General features: G+C 35.9%; 20 protein-coding genes. 9 read left to right on the top strand and 11 right to left on the bottom strand.

Translation table 11 applies throughout. The features are described 5' to 3' along the window. Positions 1-4: 4 nt before the first annotated feature. Positions 5-508, top strand: coding sequence for a hypothetical protein (locus tag A2530_RS05785; RefSeq protein WP_294885110.1), 504 nt, complete (start codon positions 5-7; stop codon positions 506-508). Here the strand turns inward: A2530_RS05785 and A2530_RS05780 are convergent. The 3 genes from A2530_RS05780 to A2530_RS05770 all read right to left on the bottom strand — a co-directional run bounded on the left by A2530_RS05780 (position 505) and on the right by A2530_RS05770 (position 2,863). Continuing rightward, positions 505-1,191: a pseudouridine synthase gene (locus tag A2530_RS05780; protein ID WP_294885111.1), complete on the bottom strand. Its 687-nt coding sequence runs from the start codon at positions 1,189-1,191 to the stop codon at positions 505-507. The two genes, A2530_RS05785 and A2530_RS05780, sit on opposite strands and share 4 nt — an antisense overlap. Before the next feature lie 73 nt (positions 1,192-1,264). Next, positions 1,265-1,993 carry a GGDEF domain-containing protein gene (locus tag A2530_RS05775; protein WP_294885112.1) on the bottom strand — a complete coding sequence of 243 codons (729 nt, stop codon included), beginning with the start codon at positions 1,991-1,993 and terminating at the stop codon, positions 1,265-1,267. A gap of 27 nt (positions 1,994-2,020) precedes the next feature. Then, positions 2,021-2,863: a helix-turn-helix domain-containing protein gene (locus tag A2530_RS05770; protein WP_294885113.1), complete on the bottom strand. Its 843-nt coding sequence runs from the start codon at positions 2,861-2,863 to the stop codon at positions 2,021-2,023. A 148-nt stretch (positions 2,864-3,011) separates the two neighbouring features. Here A2530_RS05770 and A2530_RS05765 point away from each other — a divergent pair, with 148 nt between their 5' ends. From A2530_RS05765 to A2530_RS05740, 6 genes are all read left to right on the top strand, one after another. Next, positions 3,012-4,274, top strand: a complete 1,263-nt coding sequence (locus tag A2530_RS05765) for a 3-isopropylmalate dehydratase large subunit (RefSeq protein ID WP_294885114.1) — start codon at positions 3,012-3,014, stop codon at positions 4,272-4,274. Between the two features lie 70 nt (positions 4,275-4,344). Beyond that, a complete protein-coding gene (locus A2530_RS05760; RefSeq protein ID WP_294885115.1) occupies positions 4,345-5,382 on the top strand; it encodes an OmpA family protein in 1,038 nt (345 codons plus the stop codon). After that, on the top strand, positions 5,383-5,955 hold the full coding sequence (gene mobA / locus A2530_RS05755) for a molybdenum cofactor guanylyltransferase MobA (RefSeq protein ID WP_294885116.1): 573 nt from the start codon (positions 5,383-5,385) through the stop codon (positions 5,953-5,955). It begins immediately after the preceding gene. Positions 5,956-6,014: 59 nt separating this feature from the next. Next, entirely contained in the window at positions 6,015-6,485 is a 471-nt protein-coding gene (gene moaC / locus A2530_RS05750) for a cyclic pyranopterin monophosphate synthase MoaC (RefSeq protein WP_294885117.1), read from the top strand. Further along, the gene (locus A2530_RS05745) at positions 6,466-6,735 is read left to right on the top strand and encodes a DUF493 domain-containing protein (protein WP_294885118.1); all 270 of its coding nucleotides are present in this window, start codon (positions 6,466-6,468) and stop codon (positions 6,733-6,735) included. The genes moaC and A2530_RS05745 overlap by 20 nt, the downstream gene beginning before the upstream one ends. 12 nt (positions 6,736-6,747) lie before the next feature. Continuing rightward, positions 6,748-7,722, top strand: a complete 975-nt coding sequence (locus A2530_RS05740) for a DUF6781 family protein (RefSeq protein ID WP_294885119.1) — start codon at positions 6,748-6,750, stop codon at positions 7,720-7,722. A gap of 19 nt (positions 7,723-7,741) precedes the next feature. Here the strand turns inward: A2530_RS05740 and aroC are convergent, their stop codons facing one another. The 7 genes from aroC to ccoG form a co-directional block, all read right to left on the bottom strand. Beyond that, a complete protein-coding gene (aroC, locus tag A2530_RS05735; RefSeq protein WP_294885120.1) occupies positions 7,742-8,815 on the bottom strand; it encodes a chorismate synthase in 1,074 nt (357 codons plus the stop codon). Next, positions 8,808-9,494: a ribonuclease III gene (rnc, locus tag A2530_RS05730; protein WP_294885121.1), complete on the bottom strand. Its 687-nt coding sequence runs from the start codon at positions 9,492-9,494 to the stop codon at positions 8,808-8,810. The genes aroC and rnc overlap by 8 nt, the downstream gene beginning before the upstream one ends. Beyond that, positions 9,491-9,922 (bottom strand): ribonuclease HI, encoded by a 432-nt coding sequence (gene rnhA / locus A2530_RS05725; protein ID WP_294885122.1) that lies wholly within the window; start codon positions 9,920-9,922, stop codon positions 9,491-9,493. The genes rnc and rnhA overlap by 4 nt, the downstream gene beginning before the upstream one ends. After that, positions 9,897-10,943, bottom strand: a complete 1,047-nt coding sequence (locus A2530_RS05720; RefSeq protein WP_294885123.1) for a tetratricopeptide repeat protein — start codon at positions 10,941-10,943, stop codon at positions 9,897-9,899. The genes rnhA and A2530_RS05720 overlap by 26 nt, the downstream gene beginning before the upstream one ends. Beyond that, positions 10,943-11,410 (bottom strand): hypothetical protein, encoded by a 468-nt coding sequence (locus A2530_RS05715; protein ID WP_294885124.1) that lies wholly within the window; start codon positions 11,408-11,410, stop codon positions 10,943-10,945. Before A2530_RS05715 ends, A2530_RS05720 begins: the two co-directional genes overlap by 1 nt. Before the next feature lie 67 nt (positions 11,411-11,477). Beyond that, positions 11,478-12,524, bottom strand: coding sequence for a YeiH family protein (locus A2530_RS05710; protein ID WP_294885125.1), 1,047 nt, complete (start codon positions 12,522-12,524; stop codon positions 11,478-11,480). 48 nt (positions 12,525-12,572) lie between these two features. Then, complete coding sequence (gene ccoG, locus A2530_RS05705) at positions 12,573-14,006, bottom strand: cytochrome c oxidase accessory protein CcoG (protein WP_294885126.1); 1,434 nt, start codon at positions 14,004-14,006, stop codon at positions 12,573-12,575. A gap of 165 nt (positions 14,007-14,171) precedes the next feature. Between ccoG and metH the strand changes: the two genes are divergently transcribed. Together metH and A2530_RS05695 are read left to right on the top strand one after the other, a co-directional pair. Further along, positions 14,172-17,663, top strand: a complete 3,492-nt coding sequence (gene metH, locus A2530_RS05700; RefSeq protein ID WP_294885127.1) for a methionine synthase — start codon at positions 14,172-14,174, stop codon at positions 17,661-17,663. Between the two features lie 101 nt (positions 17,664-17,764). After that, complete coding sequence (locus A2530_RS05695) at positions 17,765-18,334, top strand: YceI family protein (RefSeq protein ID WP_294885128.1); 570 nt, start codon at positions 17,765-17,767, stop codon at positions 18,332-18,334. On the opposite strand, the gene A2530_RS05690 is transcribed toward A2530_RS05695, so the two are convergent. Then, entirely contained in the window at positions 18,331-19,842 is a 1,512-nt protein-coding gene (locus A2530_RS05690) for a YifB family Mg chelatase-like AAA ATPase (protein ID WP_294885129.1), read from the bottom strand. The genes A2530_RS05695 and A2530_RS05690 overlap by 4 nt on opposite strands. Positions 19,843-19,885: the final 43 nt, after the last annotated feature.

Here is a 19,885-nt window from a genome sequence, read left to right as displayed (position 1 = left end):
ATTCATGTGTAATTTTAACAAACAAAACGACGATACGAAAGCATTAATACATCTTTTAATGAAAAAATGCGCAGACACCGTAGGCGGTGCCAATTTTCTGCTAGGTTTAATAGAAGCAATGAAAGAGAAAAAACCCAATGCTTTAATAATAAATACATGTAAAGTTGACTCTAAAGAGCTTAAAATCTCATGGAACAAAATAGTTTTTAAAGATAAATTTGATGTTTTAGAAGAGGCTGTGCGCTCACATAAAAGCTCAGAAAGTCAAGATTTTAATCTGCTTGAAAACGATAATCAAAAAAAGAGAAAAAAAATTTTAAATATGGTAAAAACTCTAGCACCGATTGAGTTTAGCGTGACCGCAAAGGGTTCACAAGAGTATTCCGGATTTAATTTTAAAATTTTTGAAACTGTTGAAGAGGATTATGTAAAAGTAAATCCTATATTTGCTGCAATGTTTTTCTGCTCAACAGAGTATATGAAAAAAGCTCTAAAATATGAGATTTAGATAGTTATAACCTTATATTGTGATGGTTTTAGCTCCTCAACGCTAAAATCTCCAAAACTTACTCTGTGAAGTGTCACGACTCTATTTCCGACTGCCGCAAACATTCTCTTTACCTGATGATATCTTCCCTCACAAATCTCAACTCTTACATGTAAAGGCGATATTACCTCCAATTTTGCTCCAAGAAGCGGTTTTTTTTCACCATTTAGCATAAGTTTTCCGCTTGCAAAAATATCTGCTTCATCTCCTCTGAGTTCTTGCGCAAGAGTAGCTTCATATACTTTTATTACATCACTTTTTGGACTTGTAAGCTTATGATTTAATGCACCGTCATCAGTTAGTAAAATTGCGCCCGTGGTATCGACATCAAGTCTGCCGATAGTAGAAATTTTTGGATTTCTTCTTTGCCAGCGAAGCGGAAGCAGTGAATATATAAGCACTCCTGCATCATCATGAGAGCAGATTACACCGTGTGGCTTGTTCAAAAGTATCAGCAAACTTTCCGCATCAAGCACCTCATCATCTACCGTTATATCGTTATGATAAGCTTTTTTATCAACATCAAAAACTCTTACGCCATCAATACAAACTCTAAACATTTTTAAAAATTTTTTTGCTTCACTTCTTGAACAATACCCTAAGCTTGAGAGATGGGCATCGACTCTTTTGTAACTGTTTTGCATATTTATCGCTTTTTTAAAAGTAGGACTGTTTTTTAGACTAAATTATATACAAAATATCTTTGAAATCCGATTTTTACTTTTCATCTTCTTTAGAAAAGAGTTTTACACAGTTTCTTCCGGCGCTTTTGGCTCTATATAACGCTTTATCGGACTCTTGCAATATCATATTTATATCATCACCGCCTTTTCCGAAACTTAATCCTATTGATATTGTTATATTTTTATGTTCACATCTAAAAGAGCTATTTTGAACCGACTCTCTAATATATTGCATCTTCTCTAATATGTCATCTTTGGCAATATCATTATATATAATTACAAACTCCTCTCCGCCGTAACGGCAAAGAGTATCAGTGGTTCTCGTTAAAGATTTTAATTTCAGTGCCAAACACTTTAAAATGCAATCACCCGCTTCATGCCCTAACGTATCGTTAATCTCTTTGAATTTATCTATATCTATAAATGCGATGGCAAAAACCGAACCTTCTTTACGCAATATCTTGAATTTTAGTAAAAAATCATTTAAGTAGTGACGATTATATAAACCTGTCAAACCGTCGGTAAAAGCGTAGCTACGAGCTTTGGCATTGATTTTTCTAATCTCTTTTTTTGTTATCAGGTAGAGTATCGAGGCAACAACTAAAGCGGATATAACGGAGAAAATCAGCTCTTTAAAAAAAATAATATATGTAAAATCATCATAAACAAGCAGAACTCTCAAAGCTGACAACGGTACTAAAGCTAATAAAATCACAACAATAACTTTTATAATTAATTTTTTTTGCTCACTTTTTTTTATCATAATCTAATATTTTTCCTCTATCACGTTTTAACTACTCTTTAGCTCGTTGCGTTGCATCTGATATATCTGTATTTTTTGATTTGTCACGTCATCAAAAACAACACTTGGGTTTGCACCGAAAAATTTTTTAAAAACAGAGTTCATATGCGAATAATCGCTATAAAGATATTCTAGTTCTTTAAATCCGCAATCATCTTCTATATATGAAAGCACGGTATTACAAAACTTTGAGATATATATAAAATTTTTCGGTGTCAACCCTATGATTTTTTTAAACTCTCTCTCCAATTTACTTCTACTGCAATTAAACTCTTCAAGAAGGGTTTTGACACTCACTTCAAAGTGATACTTATGAATAATCATATCTATCACGTCTTGTATGCACATATGTTTATTGCCTTGCGCTGATTGCAGTCTATCTAAAGCGCTGTTTAAATACTCTATTTCGTCATTTATGCTTGAGTGAGTGTATAACTCTTTAAAATAGTTTTCTATTACACTTATTTCAATCTCTAAATAACCCTCCTTTAAAACAGACGCATTAGTATTAAAGAGTTTATAAAAACCTATAGGCGTAAGCTCTGCCAATATTAGCGGAAATTTTATATCTGACGCAGAATCTTTGCTGCTTAATACAAATTTTTTTATCTTGTTATTTTTAATGCTGATAGAGTAGTTCTTTGGAATGGGGAATTTTTTATCCTCATTGTAAATTTCCGTATATCCGTCAAATCCCCTGTTAAAGAGCATAAAATTGCACCCGTTTGGCAGAAACAGTAAAGTCTCAATACCCTTTAATGAAGTTATAACAATATACTGCTTAACGATATCGTCTAACTCTTTTGATGGAGAAAAAATATTATATATCATACCATAACCGTTATTTTTATTTTAAGTTATAATATCCCAAATGTAAATTGTTCCGCTTGTATTAAACCGTCAACAAGAGCAGTTTCACGATAATTTTAAATCTTAAATGATATAATCGCAAAATTAATTACTTTTATAAAGGTTCATTATGGCTCAAACTATAACTGAAAAAATATTTTCCGAGCATGTAGGCAAAGCGGTTTATGCAGGAGAAATTATCCGCTGCGACATAGATATGGTCATTGGAAACGATATCACTACGCCTATCTCAATAAGCGCTTTTAATCTAAGCGGTGCTACTAAACTTGCAAACCCGGACGGTTTTTCTATCGTTCTTGACCACTTTATCCCTGCAAAAGACATTGCAAGTGCAAATCAAGCGAGAATCAGCCGTGACTTTGCAAAAAAACACAATCTTAAAAACTTTTTTGATGAAAAAGACATGGGGATTGAGCATGCTCTTTTACCGGAAAAAGGTCTTGTCGTTCCCGGTGATGTTATCATCGGAGCAGATTCACATACATGTACTCACGGCGCTCTTGGAGCATTCTCTACGGGTATGGGTTCAACCGACTTGGCATTTGCCATGGTAACGGGAGGAAACTGGTTTAAAGTTCCTGAATCGATAAAAGTCGTTCTTAGCGGAAAACCAGGCAAATATACTACGGGTAAAGATATAATTTTAGAAATTATCCGAATGATTGGCGTTGATGGTGCACTCTACAGAACTTTGGAGTTTACGGGAAGCACAATTAAATATCTAAGCATGGACGACAGATTTTCTATGTGTAATATGGCTATTGAAGCGGGTGCAAAAAGCGGCATTGTAGCGTATGACGATATTACAAAAGAGTTTTTAGCAGATAAAAATCTAGCAAGAGCGCCGAAAATCCACTACTCCGATGAAGATGCTTCTTATGCAGAGATTTTAGAGATAGACGTTGCAAAACTTGAACCCGTTATCGCTTATCCGTTTTTACCGTCAAACGGCCACAGCGTAACAGAAGCCGTAAAAGACAAAATCAAGATAGATCAGGCATTTATCGGAAGCTGTACAAACGGCAGACTCGGAGATTTAAAAGTTGCAGCAGAGATACTTAAAGGCAAAAAAGTTCATCCCGATGTTCGCCTTATCGTGACTCCCGGGACACAGATGATTCTTCGTGAAGCAAACAAGCTAGGCTATATCGACATAATCGTTGATGCCGGCGGAGTCGTAAGCAATCCTACATGTGGAGCTTGTCTTGGAGGATATATGGGAATACTCGGCGACAATGAGGTTGCGATATCTACAACCAACCGTAATTTTGTCGGTCGTATGGGGTCTCGCTCATCAAAAGTTTATTTGGCAAACTCCGCAGTTGCGGCAATTTCTGCTATTGAAGGCTATATTGCAGACCCGAGAGTTTGAGCAAGTTTAATAAATTATAACGCTTTAAGATAGAGATAGATAAAATACGTAAAACATTAAAGGATGTACGATGAAAAAACTACTGTTAATTCCTGCTATTTTAGCCGGAAGTATGGCATTTGCGCAAGATTATAAATATGAGATAACGCCTGTTGTCGGATACAATGTTGCTGAAGGAAATATTGAAATCGACAACCAAACTCTATATGGTGCTGAGTTGCAGTATAACGACGTTAATACGTTCTTAAAACCTGAGCTTAGCGTTTTATACACTGACGCAGATTATGACAACTCTACGATTAGCACGGATATTTATCGTATTGCTATCAACGGAGTTAAAGAGTTTAGCTCGATGGGTATCTTTACGCCACTTGCAAAAATTGGTGTAGGTTATGAAACAATCGACACTCGTTTAGCAGGTAATAGAGACGGTATGTTCTTAAATGCCGGTGTTGGAGCAAAGATTCCCTTTAGTGATGCTATTGCTCTAAAATTGGAAGCTCTTTACATGTTAAAAAACAATCATAGCAATATGGACAGCAACCTTGCTCTCTTAGCGGGTCTAAATTTTGCTTTTGGACCAAAATCACAACCTCAACCGGAGCCTACACCTGCACCACAGCAAAAGCCTGTTGACGGTGATGATGATAAAGACGGTGTTTTAAATTCTGTTGATAAGTGTCCTAACACAAAAGCAGGGGCAAAAGTTGATGCTAACGGATGCGAGATAGCACTTGCTAAAGTTATAGAGACTCAAGCTAAAGCATGTCCTCCTAAAATCAACCTGCACATCAACTTCAAATTTGACTCTGCGGTAATAGATGAAGAGTCAAAACCGCGTGTAGTAAAATTTTCAGAGTTCTTGAAATGTTCAAAAGAATACAAAGCTGAAATCATAGGTCATACTGACAGTGTAGGTACTGATGCTTATAATCAAAAACTTTCTCAAAGACGTGCAGATGCCGTAAGAAACGAGATTGTAAAAGACGGTGTAGATGCCAATAGAGTAACAACATCTGCAAAAGGCGAAAGTGAGCCTATAGCTACAAATAAAACTCGTGAGGGTCGTGCAGAAAACAGACGTATAGAAGCACAACTTTCAAAATAGATGATACAAATCCCTTGTATTATATTTGCAGGCGGAAAATCCAGTCGAATGGGAGAGGATAAGTCTCTTCTCCCTTTTGGAAATTCTGCATCGCTTACTCAATTTCAACTCTCTCGCCTTAGTAAAATTTTTAAAAACGTTTATATCTCATGTAAAGACAAATCGAAATTTAGCTTCGAAGCAGATTTCATAGAGGATATAAAAAGCAATTCTACTTTTGCCCCAACAGCAGGCTTTGTTGCTATTTTTAAGCATTTGACATGTGAGAGTTTTTTTGCACTTAGCGTTGATTCTCCTTTTATAAGCGAACATGAGATATCGCGTCTAATAAAGGAAGACTCTTTAGACAATGATGCAACTATTGCAAGAACAAAAAGCGGCTTACAGCCTATGTGCGGGATATACCATCGTTCTTTGGAAAAAAAATTTATTAACATGTTAAAAGAAGATAACCATAAACTAAGCTTTTTACTTAAATCTTCAAATACCGTTTTTGTTGATTTTGAAGATGAAAAATCCTTTCTTAACCTAAATCATCCCCACGAATATCAAGAAGCACTGCAACTCATTTAAAATTATTTTACTTTTGATATAATATAAGATTGTATAAATAAGTTTTTCAGGATAAAAATATGAACTTAACTCACCTTGATGAGAATCAAAGACCTAAGATGGTTGACGTGTCGGATAAAAACCAGACTACCAGAGTAGCCGTTGCAAGCGGTATAATTGAGATGAGCAGAGATGCTTTTGATGCCATTGTAACAGAGAAAACAAAAAAAGGTCCCGTACTTCAAACTGCCGTTATTGCGGCAATTATGGGAGTTAAAAAAACAAGCGATTTGATTCCGATGTGCCACCCGCTAAATCTTAGCGGTATAAACTGTGATGTTGAGGAGATAGCAGAACTTCCAGGTTTTAAATTAACCGTAACTGCCAAATTAACCGGACAAACTGGCGTTGAGATGGAAGCCCTTACCGGAACAAGTATCGGTCTTTTAACCATATATGATATGGTAAAAGCGATTGACAAAGGTATGATTATAAGAAACGTACAACTGGAGAAAAAATCAGGAGGCAAGAGTGGAGATTATCAACGATAGTAAAGAAAAACTGGAACTTATTTATCCATGTTCATGGTCTTATAAGCTTATCGCCTCTGAAGTAGAAGCTTTGAAAAAAGCGATACATGACGTTATAAGCGAGAGAGAACATAAACTGACTCATTCAAAAAGTAGCAAAGGCGGTAAGTATGTAAGTATGAACCTAGATATGCTTGTTCACAATGAAGATGACAGAAATTTTATTTATGAGGCATTAAAAGCTCATCAACATATAAAAATGGTACTTTAAAAAGGAGTTTACATGAGTTTACAAGAGATAAAAAATAATATAGAATTTGATAAATTAAATCTTAATGAAATCAAAGAGGTAGCTTCTAGCATTATTAATGAAAATACAAAAAGCTTAAAAGACGAGCTAGAAGAATTGTTGCTACAAAAAGAGCATATAGAGCGAAATCTAGAAAAAAAATCACATGAACTTCAAGAAGCAAAATATAAAATTTTTGATGAATTAGAAGCTCTTATAGATAAAGATGACACTCACTCACTATCAAAACTTCATCAGGCAAAACTTCAATTAATAGACCTTTTTGATTTGCTTAGCGAAACAGTAGAGAGTGCTATCATAACTGCTTTGGAAAAATCAAAAGATAGTGAAGCTAATGAGATAATAGAAGAGGTTATAAAAGAGCTTACCTATGAAACCATAAAAGAAGGAACGCTAAATACTATCAGAGTCAGAAAAATTCTCTCTACTATTTTACATTCAAGCATAAATATAGCCGAAGCATCTCCGAACATTTCAGAGGAGATTTTAGAAGCTACACTAAAAGGTATGAGAGCAGGGCTTTTACAATCAATCGACAGATTTAAAAAACGACTTGTTTATATGCCTCTTGAAGCAAAACATATACTTATAGAAGACTATGACACTATCATGGAGGATTTAAACCAAAGCGATACCCTATTTTTGCAAGTTGTTCAAACACAAGCAAATGAGAGCGACTTATCTACAAGAAAAATTTTAATAGAACTAAATAACAAAATGCACTACGACCTTGAAGAGTTAATACATGTATCAAAAGAGACGGCACAAGTTATGCGTGAACGGTTCTCTTCATTGGCAAAAAAAGCGGTAAAAAAAGCCGATACAGCCCTGCACTCTGAAGCTGCAAAAGAGGCAAAAAGAATGGGAATTCAAGCTTGGGGAGTCGCTAAAACGGCTCTTGGAAGTGCTATAAAATCAGCTAAAAGCGTTATAGAACCTAAAGAGTAATTTTACTCTTTAGCAAAAATTATTCGTAATATTTAACCACTCTATCCATCTGCGAGCCCATATTTAAAAGCAACATGTCGGCAATAACCAATGCTGCCATAGCTTCACAAACTATAGTGCCTCTTATAGCAACACACGGATCATGTCTGCCTTTTAGGGAAAAATCAACTTCTTCATTTTTTGTAGTGACCGTTCTCTGCTCTTTAAAGATTGATGGCGTAGGTTTAAAATAGATATTCATAACTATATCCTCGCCATTGCTTATACCGCCTAGAATTCCTCCCGAGTGGTTGGTAACAAATCCATCTGCTCTAATCTCATCATTATTCTTTGAACCCTTTAGAGATGCGCTTAAAACTCCATCGCCTATCTCAACTGCTTTAACGGCATTTATACCCATCATGGCATCGGCTAGAATTGCATCTAGTTTATAATAAAGCGGTTGCCCTAAACCTTTTGGCGCACCTTTTATAAGAACTCTTGAAACTCCGCCGACAGAGTCATGCTCATGTTTTGCCTTTAAAATGGCATCTTTTTGCTCTTGCTCTTTATTTATATCTAAAGAGTAAATTATGCTTTTTTTTGCGGCATCATAATCAAAAACTTCCGATTTTATACCGTCAACCTCGCAAATTCCGCTTAAAACTTCAATATCCAGTTCTTTTAGCATTAGCTTTGCAATAGCACCTGCAGCAACTCTAGCAGCAGTTTCACGCGCCGAACTTCGTCCGCCGCCGCGGTAATCTCTTATACCATACTTGTAAAAATAAGTAAAGTCTGCATGACCGGGGCGAAAAACATCTTTTATATTGGAGTAATCGCGTGATTTTTGGTCTGTATTATATATTACCATTGCAATAGGGGTTCCGGTACTTTTCCCCTCAAAAACGCCGCTTAATATCTCTACTTTGTCTTCCTCTTTTCTTGCCGTTTCAAACTCGCTTTTTCCCGGTTTTCTGCGGTCTAGCTCACTTTGAATAAACTCCTCGTCTATATCGAGTCCGGCAGGTATTCCATCAAGCAGACACCCGATGGCTCTTCCATGAGACTCTCCAAAAGTGCTAAACTTTATTTTTTGACCAAAACTATTCACTGCTCTCCCCTTTTAACAACTTAACTGCCATTTCTGCCGCCTCTTGCTGAGCAGTTTTTTTACTTTTACCGATAGCCCTTGCGTACTCTTTGTTTTCAATAATAACTGCAACCTCAAACTCTTTTTTATGATCTGGCCCACGACTTGCAATTACTCTATATTCAGGTGTCTCCCCGAATCTTGCTTGAGTCAACTCTTGCAGAGTAGTTTTAAAATCTCTAAATAATGAATCAAGTGATATCTCTTTATGATTTTTCTCTATCAAATCAATAGCTACTTTTCGTGCAACGTCAAGTCCCGATTCAAGATAAATTGTTCCTATAACGGCTTCAAATGCGTTTGACAACAGTGATGCCTTCTCTCTGCCGCCATTATTCTCTTCGGCATTTGAGAGATAAATATATTCACCCAGATTTATAGACCTTGCCAACTTTTCAAATCCGTTCTCGTTTACTAAAGATGCTCTTATTTTTGATAATTTCCCCTCATCAGAATTGGAAAATTTAAAAAACAGATACTCTCCTACAATCAAGTCCAAAACAGCATCCCCTAAAAATTCAAGTCGCTCATTATCGTAGGGCTGCTTATGACTTTTATGCGTCAGCGCTTCAATAATGAGCTTCTCATCCTTAAACTCATAACCCAAAGTTTTCTCTAAAACCTCTATTTTTTTATTCATTTTATAATCTCTTTCATTTTTTGAGCTTCACTCTTTGCCAATACATCACATCTCTCATTCTCAATGTGTCCGTCATGTCCTCGTACCCAAATAGCATTTATCTTATGAACTTTTGAAGCTTCAATATATTCTTTCCACAAATCAGGATTTTTTACCTTTTTAAAATCTCTCTTTATCCAATCTCTTAGCCACTCGTTTATACCTTTTACAACATATGACGAATCTGAAACAATATCAACTTCGCACGGCTCCTTCAAAGCCTTTAAACCCTCAATAACGCCTAAAAGCTCCATCCGGTTATTTGTCGTATGCTCTTCTCCTCCTGAGATTTCTCTCTCTTTATCTCCAAATCTCAGTATAGCGCCATAGCCCCCAGGACCTGGGTTTCCAAGAGCACTGCCGTCACTGAAAAGAGTTATTTTCTTCACTAAAATCCTTATGATAATCTTTTACGATAGATAGCTCTACTCTGGATGTATCTATCGCATGACAACTGCTACAACGGCTAAAAGCAAACGGATAAACAGTTTTACAATCACCGCAAATATACTCAAAACCAAGCGTTGCATTTACTTTTGAATCAAGATTAATAAGTATATTAAATTCAAAAATAGAGCTTTTATAACTCTCATTAATATATTTCTTTGCGCTATACAATTCCCTCAAATAGCCATTTTGCATTATTATATCAAAATTCAAATCTTTTTTATTAGAGTTCCATAGTATATCTACTAGCAGTTCAGCTTTTGACGTATCAAGATTTTCCCATGCTACTTTCGGGTTTACTCTAAATATATACTCAAAAATAAGATATGTTAGCTGATTGGTTCTTTTATATATCTCCAAGAGTTTATAAACCTTCTCATCAGATGAACTGCCAACACTGTTTAAAATAAGCAAAGAGTTCAGATATGCACTCTCTAAATCAATATCTTTGTCTAGTTCACTCAACGGCTCTAATACTTCTAATGCCATATTATAATTTTTCATCTGCTCATAGACTAAAAGAAGGTAGTTAAGGGCTTGAGGAGTACGAGGATTATTTTTTAATATCTCTAAAAAAATACGCTTTGCACGTTCAAGAAAACCTGCCCTAAAGTATGTTTTACCGAGTAAAAACATAGTGTCTCTGTAATTGGCTTTATCGCCAACTTTGAGAAGTTCACTGTATATCTCAATACTTTTTTCATAATTACCGCTTTTTGTGTATGCATTTGCCAACAAAAGCCAAGATTTCTCAGACAACTCTCCCTTTGTTATCAAAACTTTTAACTCGTTTTGTGAGGGAAGCGAGGCAAACTGTTTTAAAAACTTATCAAGGTGTTTATAATCCTCTTTTTTTTTAAATTTTGCAAACCAGTAAGAAAAAAATGTTATTACGAAAATAAGTGCAAAAAATATTATTATCCCAAAGAGCGGGTCATAAAACTCTAAGAAAAATGTATTCATTATTCGTACACCACTACGCCGTAATCCTCTTTTAGATTATAAAACGTACACTCGGCGCTAATTTCTAAATCTTTTATCTTTCCAAGTTGAATAATTGAGTTTTTATTTACTTTTATTCCAAACTCAATAAAAAATTTTTTGATATTTACAAACTTGACGTCTTCGACAAACTTATATTCAAACTCTTTATAGAGTCTCATTTTATCGTATGAAAATATATGTTCATTTACATGTAATCTGTCAGAAGCGTATTTTATCGGCAGATAGCCGCTAAGGTCTGTAAGAATCTTCTCTACATGTTGATGTTTTTGAGGTAGAGTGTTCTTTTGTATAAAGAGGTATTTGTTGTTTAACTTTAGAGTAGGCGTCTCTCTCCAGTACTTATATGCAGGATTTGAAACACCTAGTTTTGATGAAACTTCACGCCAGAGCCAATAAGAGTTGAGCGTATTTGGCAAATATGACATCCTAGCGGTTCCTTAATTTTTATCAGTTTTCCTATTATAAACTTTTTTACTTTAAAGTAACAAGCTCCTAAAATATGGCGACAACCCATTTTGTAATAAAATAGCCACCTATCATAAGCCATGCAAACATTACTCCTGCCGTATAAACCGGAGCTAAGCCAAGCCCTTTGAATTTTGCAAATATTGTACCCATTCCAAGTGCCGTCATTGCCATAGTTAGTAAAAAAGTATCTATCTGGTTTATAATATCTACTATATTTTGAGGAATAAGTTGCAGAGAGTTAAATCCCGCCATTCCAATAAAATAGACTGCAAACCAAGGAATAACGAGCTTAACTCCACCTGCTTCACCGCCCGTTTTTTTAGAGCTATATGATAAGTAAATACCTAATATAATCAGCATCGGAGCAATCATAATAACTCTAGTCATTTTTACGATAACAGCGGAATTTGCCATCTCCTGGCTTGCATTTAAAATCGAGGCAGGAACCGCTACGACTTGAGCAACTTCATGAATAGTTCCGCCTACATAAATACCAAACTCTTTTGCATTCATATCAAAAATACCCATGTTGTATAGCGCAGGATATAAAAACATAGCTATAGTTCCAAAAAGTACAACCATTGAAACCGCTATTGCAGTTTTATGCTCTTCAGCTTTTAAAACAGGCTCTGTTGCCAAAACAGCAGCTGCACCGCAAACAGAAGCACCTGCAGCACTAAGCATTGAAGTGTCTCTATCCATTTTGAAAAATCTTTGACCGACCAATGTTCCCAAAATAAATGTAGTAGATAGCATTATAAGGGAAACCATAAAACCTTCTATGCCGACTTCTGCAATCTGCTGGAATGTTATACGAAATCCATAAAATACTATTGCAAAACGCAAAATCTTTTTGCCGGAGAAGGTTATACCGCCACTCCACTCTTTAGGAGTGTTGTTATGCAGTGTATTTGCATAAAAAATACCAATTACTATACCGATAACAAGAGGTGAAATTCCGAGTGCTCTAATAAACTCTATTTCAGAAATCATCGTAGCAGCAGCAGCAAAAATAGCTACAAAAAGCACACCGTTTAGGGTGCCTTTTCTATTTTTTGGTGAAAATGGCATATAAATCCTTTTATTAAAAGGCAAATTATATCAAAGAAATATTAACCTCTATTTTGTCTCTTTTAAAACATCTGCTCTAGGATAAGTAAAAGTTGATTTTCTAAATACTACAATTTTATCTTCATGCCCAAGTGCATAAGCACGAATCGTTATCGGGATAATCGTATCGTGTCTGGCATCATTTACCAATTTGTCATAGGTTCTAAGCACAACAATTTTTTTCTTTTTCACTCCCGGCGTTACATCAAAAGCTTCCTGAGGTTTATATATCTCAATTTTTCCGTTTATATCTTTTGGCAAAATTATTTCAAAATAGTACTCCATCTTGTCATTTTGCGTATTTTGAACTAAAAACTCATATGCATTATCAACAAAAACTCTTCCTTCATTATCTTTATCAACCGAGTAAAGTCTGTTCTCTTTGTTTATATTTAAAAGCATATGCTCTTTTTTACTTCCTAGAAGAACCATACCTATCGCCAGTCCAACAAGCAAAATTGCGTATGCAATAACTTTAGGACGAAAATATTTTGTTTTTCCCTTTTGATCTATTATCTCATAATCACTTGACCATGTAACAAGAGAAGGTTTGCCAAGTTTTCCCATAACCACTGTGCAGGCATCTACACACTCTAAACAGTTAATACACTCTAGTTGCAAACCTTTACGAATATCAATATGCGTCGGACATACAGTTACACAACTCTCACAAGCAGTACATTCGGCATGAGGTTCTACCTCTTGCAAATCTTTTTGTTTGGAAAACTGTTTGTGTTTGTGTTCGTCATAAATATGTCCACCTCTATGAGTGTTATAAAGAGCCATAACGGTATTTTCATCATATAAAACAGACTGAACTCTAGAGTATGGACAAACATAAATACAGTAATCTTCTTGTAAAAATACGACATCATATATAAGGAATAGCGCTGATGCTAAAACTGTTCCAAAGACAATAACATGATCAAAAGGGTTCATTAAGTATGTGAAAAAATCTTCAGGCGGAACAAAGTACCATACCAAATTGGCACTTGCTATAAGTGAAAGCATTATCCACAACGTAACGGCTATTACCTTTTTGATTTTATTCTCACTCTTACTCATATCCGGTTCTAGCTGTTTGTTTTTTATACGTTTTCTTAAACCTAAAAGTTTTGTTTCTATTAAATCACGATATATGACTCTAAAAATAGTCTGAGGGCATACCCATCCGCAAAAAACACGACCACCCACAACAGTCATACCGAAAATACCCAAAAAAAGTATCATAAGTAAAAACGGTAAAAGGTATAACTCCTGCATGTCAAACTGAACAAATGCAAGATGAAGTTTCAGCTTATCAAAACTAAGTAAAAAAAAGTGGCTTTCGTTTACCTGTATCCACGGCAAAACTAAAGCCGTAACTGTTAAAAAAGCAAAGAAAAAATACCTTTTATATCTCCATGGAGTTGGTGTCTTTATGCCTATATTTTCTTTGTTCATGTCTGCTCCTTTGACACTATTTTGACAAAATTATATCGAAATATTTATTAATTGTTATAATTATTATTATAACTACATATTGTGCTAATATAAAAAGGAGAAAGTCCCTTTTATGCTCAAATTTGGTAAAATGAGAAAATTATTTATTTTACAAAAAGATTTTTTATGACAACAAAAGAGTATATCCTAAAAACTATAAAAACCAGACCACTTATAATTGACGGTGCGATGGGTACACAGCTGCAACAACGGGATCATAAAATTCCAAAAGAGGCGTGGGAAGGAAACGAAGGGTGTAACGAACTATTAAACGTTACATGTACTGAAGTTTTAAGTGAAATTTTTCATGCCTATCTTACATCTGGTGCAGATTTTATCACTACAAACACTTTTGGCTCGTTCGCATGGGTTTTGGATGAGTACGGGATTGGCAGTCGTGCTTACGAGCTAACTCGAGCAGGAGCAGAACTTGTTAAAAAAGAGTGTGAAAAATTCTCCACTTTGGAGCATCCGAGGTTTTGTTTAGGCTCAATCGGTCCTGGAACAAAACTTCCATCTTTAGGGCACATATCTTATGATGAGATGTATGAGGGTTATACCGAATTTTGTTTGGCTTTAATTGATGGCGGAGTGGATATTTTCTTGCTAGAGACATGTCAAGACCCGCTTCAGATAAAAGCCGCTCTTCATGCCTGCAGCGAAGCCTCAAGACAAAGAAAAAGAGAAATACCGATTATGGTTTCGGTTACAATCGAATTAAGCGGCACAATGTTAATCGGTACGGACGCAGCTACGATTGCTACGATTTTAGAGCCTTTTGACATAATAAGTCTTGGTTTTAATTGCGGAACCGGACCTGATCAGGTTTTAAAACATGTAAAAACTCTTAGTGAACTTTGGCATAAACCAATAAGCGTTCATGCAAATGCAGGACTTCCTCAAAACCGCGGCGGATATACCTATTATCCAATGGGACCCGATGAGTTTGCCGACAAACAGGAGAGTTTTTTACAATACGACGGGGTAAGCTTTTTGGGCGGCTGTTGCGGAACGACACCTCAACATATTCGTGCATTGGTAAACCGAGTAAATAGTACAACTCCAAAAAGTGCAAGCGGAAAACAGGAGAACTCTTTGGCTTCACTTTTTTCAACAGTTCCTCTTATGCAAGAACCTGCCCCGCTGCTTATCGGAGAGCGTTCAAACGCAACCGGTTCAAAAGCTTTTAGGGAGCTACTGCTTGCAGAAGATTATGAGGGAACACTTAGCGTTGCTCAACAACAAGTTCGTGCAGGCGCACATGTAATTGATTTGAGTGTGGGCTTTGCGGGACGCGATGAGACAAAAGATATGAATAGCGTAATGAGTCTTTATGCACAAAAAATCGCACTTCCTATTATGCCCGATTCTACTCAAACAACTGCTCTTGAAGCGGCACTTAAACTAATCGGCGGCAAACCTATTATAAACTCCGTAAATCTTGAAGACGGTATAGAGAAGTTTGATACCGTATGCGCATTGGCAAAAAAATACGGTGCCGCTTTGGTTTGTCTAACCATCGATGAAATCGGTATGGCAAAAACTGTTGAGAGAAAACTTGAAGTTGCCGAACGTATTTATGAATTGGCTACAAAAAAACATGGCATAAAAGCCGAAGATTTGGTTTTTGATCTACTTACGTTTACTCTTGGAAGCGGCGATGAAGAGTATGTGGATGCAGGAATAAACACAATCGAAGCCATACGTGAACTGCGTCGTCGCCATCCGGAAGTTGGAACAACTCTAGGACTCTCAAATATCTCTTTCGGACTCGATAAAGACGCAAGACCCTATCTAAACTCTATGTTTTTGCACCACTGCATACAAGCGGGGCTTACAAGCGTCATTATAAATGTTCAACATATTATACCTATCAATAAAATCAGTGATGAAGATCAGGAGATTTGTAATAATCTTATCTTCAACCGCAAACCAAATGCCGCTGCACTTTTTGAGTTTATAGAGCACTTTAGCACTAAAGAAGCCGTTGATAATCAAGCAGTCGATGAAGCTTATCTTGCTATGAGCGATGAAGAGAAAATTGCAAAACTTTTAATGGACGGCGACAAAGATAGAATGATTCCTTTAGTTGAAGAGGCTCGTCATAAAATAGCCCCAGAGAGAATCGTAAACGAAATTTTAATAGATGCCATGAAGGTTGTAGGCGAGCTCTTCGGCTCAGGACAAATGCAGCTCCCTTTTGTTTTGCAAAGCGCAGAGACAATGAAAAAAACGGTTGACTATCTAAACCCTTACTTACCTAAAATTGATAAAGCCGTAGATACAACTTTGGCTCTTGGAACGGTAAAAGGTGATGTGCATGACGTAGGTAAAAATTTGGTTGATATCATCCTTTCAAACAATGGTTTTAAAGTTATAAATTTGGGAATAAAAGTTGAAATAGAGAGTTTTATAAAAGCGATAAAAGAGTCAATTGCAACTGCAATAGGGATGAGCGGACTTTTGGTAAAATCTACTCAGGTTATGAAAGAAAACCTAGAGGCTCTTCAAAGGGAAGGGATTACAATACCTGTTTTACTCGGCGGAGCAGCTCTTACCCGCTCTTTTATAGATGATTTTTGTCGTCCTTTTTATGATGGACCAATTTTTTACTGCAAAGATGCGTTTGATGGCGTAACTGCTATGAGTCGTATTGAGGCAGGAAACTTTGATACAGATTTACATGGAAAAAACAGTGAAGAAAAAATTGTAAAAATAAAAGAAGAGATTATTATTCCGCCGTTTTTGGAGATAAAAATGCCTTCTCGCGATGTTAATGTACCTATTCCTCCATTTTGGGGAAGACGTGAGCTAAAGCTTACACCACAACAAATTGAAATGGCTTTTGAGTGGATTAATCACAAACTTCTTTTTAAATCACGTTGGGGATACAGCTCAAAAGGCATGACAAAAGAAGCTTACGAAAAACAGCTAAATGAAGTTGTTTGGCCGGCATACGAAAAACTGAAAAAGCGTTTTATAGACGAAAAACTCTTTGAACCGACAATACTTTACGGATACTGGCCGTGCAGAAGCGATGACAATACGCTGCTTATATTTGATGAGAGTGAAGGGTACAACTCTGAGCTTGAAATTAACCGTGAGCATTTAGAATATGTAATAGGCAGAGCGAAAGAGCAATTTACCTTTCCGCGCCAATCTAAAGAGCCTCACAGAGCGCTTAGCGACTTTTTCCACAATGACAGACATGACTGTTTGGCTCTTACATGTGTAAGCGCAGGAGCAAAACTAAGCGAGGCTGAGAGAGAGATTTATGATAGGGGTGAATATACAGAGTACTACCAATTTCACGGACTAGGAGTTGAACTTGCGGAAGCTCTGGCGGAGATAGCACATAAACAGATAAGACTTGATTTGAACATATCTGAAGGAGAAGGAAACAAACTAAGCGATGTGCAGATGAACAGATATCAAGGTTCAAGATACTCGTTTGGCTATGCCGCTTGTCCGGATCTTGAGCTTAACCGTCCACTGTTTAATTTGCTAAAACCCGAGGAGTTCGGTATTGAGTTAAGCGAAACGTTTCAGATTCATCCTGAGCAATCTACATGTGCTATTGTTGTTTATCATCCAAATGCCTCTTACTACAATGTATGATATTTTGTTGTTTTCTTAAAATATGGCATTAATTGACAATTTTAACTATTAATTGCTGCAAATTAGTTAATATTGCCCGAAATTAATACAAGGATAAAAAAATGAAAATTTTAAATTCTGTTGTCATAACAGTCATATTTGGATTTAGTTCACTTTTTGGTGCCACTTACACAGTCGATAAGTCACACACTAATGTTGCTTTTAAAGTAAAGCATATGATGATAAGTACCGTAGGCGGTGAGTTTGAGAGTTTTGAGGGTTCGTTTGAGCTTGATGATAAAACAAATCAACTTAAAGCTCTAAATGGCGAAATTGATGTTGATTCTATTAACACAAATATAGAGGATAGAGATGCTCACCTAAAATCATCTGAAATATTTGACGCAGAGAAATATCCAAAAATTATATTTGTTCTTGATAAGATTAAAGCTGACAAAGCATATGGAAAACTTACTATAAAAGATGTTACGAAAGATGTTGTACTTAATTATGAGTTTGGTGGAACGATTGTTGATCCGTACGGGAAAAAAAGAGCAGGATTTACACTTAGCGGTTCAATTGATAGAAGAGAGTATAACGTTACATGGAACAAAGTTTTAGAAACAGGTGGAGTGGCTGTAAGTGAAAAAGTAAAACTAGAAATATCGATTGAAGGTATTTTAGATAATTAAACTCTTCTTCTATAACTTAATGCTTCAAGAACATGCCTTTTTTCGATGGTATCGCTACAATCCAAATCGGCAATCGTTCGCGAGACTTTTTGAATTTTTTTTATACTTCTAAAAGAGAGTGCAAATCTATCAACAGCCCTGTTTATAGTATCTTGTGCCTCAGTCGTTAAAATGCAGTATCTATCTACTTCAGAATCACTCAGTTTTGCACTGAAGTTTGTTTGCCCTCTTAGCTTTACTCTTTTATGAACCTCAAGCACTTTTTCATGCATCTCCTTTGAGCTAATTGTAGCTTTATCATTTTGATTTACATGTTGCATTACCACATATAAATCAATCCTCTCTAAAAATGGATCGGAGAGCCTATTTTTATATCTTTTTATCTCTACTTCACTGCATCTGCACTCTACATGTTGATTTAAAAGATTTCCACATGAGCATGGATTCATTGCCCCTACAAATAAAAAATCACTCGGATACTCTATTTTTGCATTTACTCTTGAAATTCTTATCTTATTATCCTGAAGCGGTTCGCGAAGAGCTTCCAATATTCCTTTTGAAAAATGAGGCAGTTCATCAAAAAAAAGTATTCCTCGATGAGCTAATCCAACTTCACCTATCTTTGCCCTAAAACTCCCGCCTCCAAAGATACTGGCACTGGTGGAAGAGTGATGTGGTGCTCTGTAACTTCTAAGAGCTCTAAACTCAGGCTCTTTTGATTCAAGTGCATCAAGTTTTGCAATATCTAAAATCTCCTCATTGCTAAGAGGAGGCAAAATATATCTAAGTCTTTGTGCAATCATACTTTTTCCACAACCGGGACTCCCCTCTAAAAGCAGATTATGAAATCCTGCGGCACTTATAAGTGCCGCTCTTTTTGCAATCTCTTGACCTTTAACATCTAAAAAATCATCCATATAATTATTATCAAAATAGTATATCTGCTCATCTATGCTATAACTTGGATACTCAAGTTTACTACTATTTTTTTGCGCAACAAACTCTTTTGTTTTTTTTAGCAAATCTATAGCTTCATTTAATGTTTTGACTCCGTAAAACTCTATATTTGGTATATTAGATAACTTTTGCAAGCTCTCATGCGGAATTATTGCTTTTTTAATTATTTTTTGATTTGCTAGTGAGAGCAGAAGCGGATATAGTTGAATATTCTCTTTTACTACTCCATCCAATCCTAACTCACCAAATACAAACCATTCGCTTAAATCATCTTTTAAATTATCTAGTGCAATTAATAGAGCAATACACAAATCAAACTGACTGCCCTCTTTTTTTACATCACTAGGAGCCAAATTTATAGTTATGCGTTTTGGCGGAAATGAAAACTCATTGCTCAAAAGTGCAGATTTTACTCTGTCCTTTGCCTCAGTTATGGATGCACTCGCCATTCCCACCACGCTAAAGGAAGGAAGCCCTTTTGTAAGAGTTGACTCAACCTGAACTACTTTGGCATCAATACCCTCATATGTTGCACAATATATCTTTTTCATAATTCATACTCCTTAATGATAGATATTATTCTTTAAGTAATGA

The organism is Sulfurimonas sp. RIFOXYD2_FULL_34_21 (assembly GCF_001830805.1).
Lineage (GTDB): Bacteria > Campylobacterota > Campylobacteria > Campylobacterales > Sulfurimonadaceae > Sulfurimonas.
The sequence above is the reverse complement of the archived record's forward strand: the minus strand, read 5'-3'. Positions and strand labels throughout refer to the sequence as shown.

Excerpts from the sequence above, each read along its gene's own strand:
- A2530_RS05695 (WP_294885128.1), top strand. The coding sequence starts at position 17,765 with ATGAAAATTTTAAATTCTGTTGTCATAACAGTCATATTTGGATTTAGT.
- A2530_RS05770 (WP_294885113.1), bottom strand. The coding sequence starts at position 2,863 with ATGATATATAATATTTTTTCTCCATCAAAAGAGTTAGACGATATCGTT.
- A2530_RS05710 (WP_294885125.1), bottom strand. The coding sequence starts at position 12,524 with ATGCCATTTTCACCAAAAAATAGAAAAGGCACCCTAAACGGTGTGCTT.
- A2530_RS05765 (WP_294885114.1), top strand. The coding sequence starts at position 3,012 with ATGGCTCAAACTATAACTGAAAAAATATTTTCCGAGCATGTAGGCAAA.
- mobA (WP_294885116.1), top strand. The coding sequence starts at position 5,383 with ATGATACAAATCCCTTGTATTATATTTGCAGGCGGAAAATCCAGTCGA.
- rnc (WP_294885121.1), bottom strand. The coding sequence starts at position 9,494 with ATGAATAAAAAAATAGAGGTTTTAGAGAAAACTTTGGGTTATGAGTTT.
- A2530_RS05715 (WP_294885124.1), bottom strand. The coding sequence starts at position 11,410 with ATGTCATATTTGCCAAATACGCTCAACTCTTATTGGCTCTGGCGTGAA.
- A2530_RS05720 (WP_294885123.1), bottom strand. The coding sequence starts at position 10,943 with ATGAATACATTTTTCTTAGAGTTTTATGACCCGCTCTTTGGGATAATA.
- A2530_RS05740 (WP_294885119.1), top strand. The coding sequence starts at position 6,748 with ATGAGTTTACAAGAGATAAAAAATAATATAGAATTTGATAAATTAAAT.
- A2530_RS05690 (WP_294885129.1), bottom strand. The coding sequence starts at position 19,842 with ATGAAAAAGATATATTGTGCAACATATGAGGGTATTGATGCCAAAGTA.
- A2530_RS05775 (WP_294885112.1), bottom strand. The coding sequence starts at position 1,993 with ATGATAAAAAAAAGTGAGCAAAAAAAATTAATTATAAAAGTTATTGTT.
- metH (WP_294885127.1), top strand. The coding sequence starts at position 14,172 with ATGACAACAAAAGAGTATATCCTAAAAACTATAAAAACCAGACCACTT.
- moaC (WP_294885117.1), top strand. The coding sequence starts at position 6,015 with ATGAACTTAACTCACCTTGATGAGAATCAAAGACCTAAGATGGTTGAC.
- A2530_RS05760 (WP_294885115.1), top strand. The coding sequence starts at position 4,345 with ATGAAAAAACTACTGTTAATTCCTGCTATTTTAGCCGGAAGTATGGCA.
- A2530_RS05785 (WP_294885110.1), top strand. The coding sequence starts at position 5 with ATGTGTAATTTTAACAAACAAAACGACGATACGAAAGCATTAATACAT.
- ccoG (WP_294885126.1), bottom strand. The coding sequence starts at position 14,006 with ATGAACAAAGAAAATATAGGCATAAAGACACCAACTCCATGGAGATAT.
- A2530_RS05780 (WP_294885111.1), bottom strand. The coding sequence starts at position 1,191 with ATGCAAAACAGTTACAAAAGAGTCGATGCCCATCTCTCAAGCTTAGGG.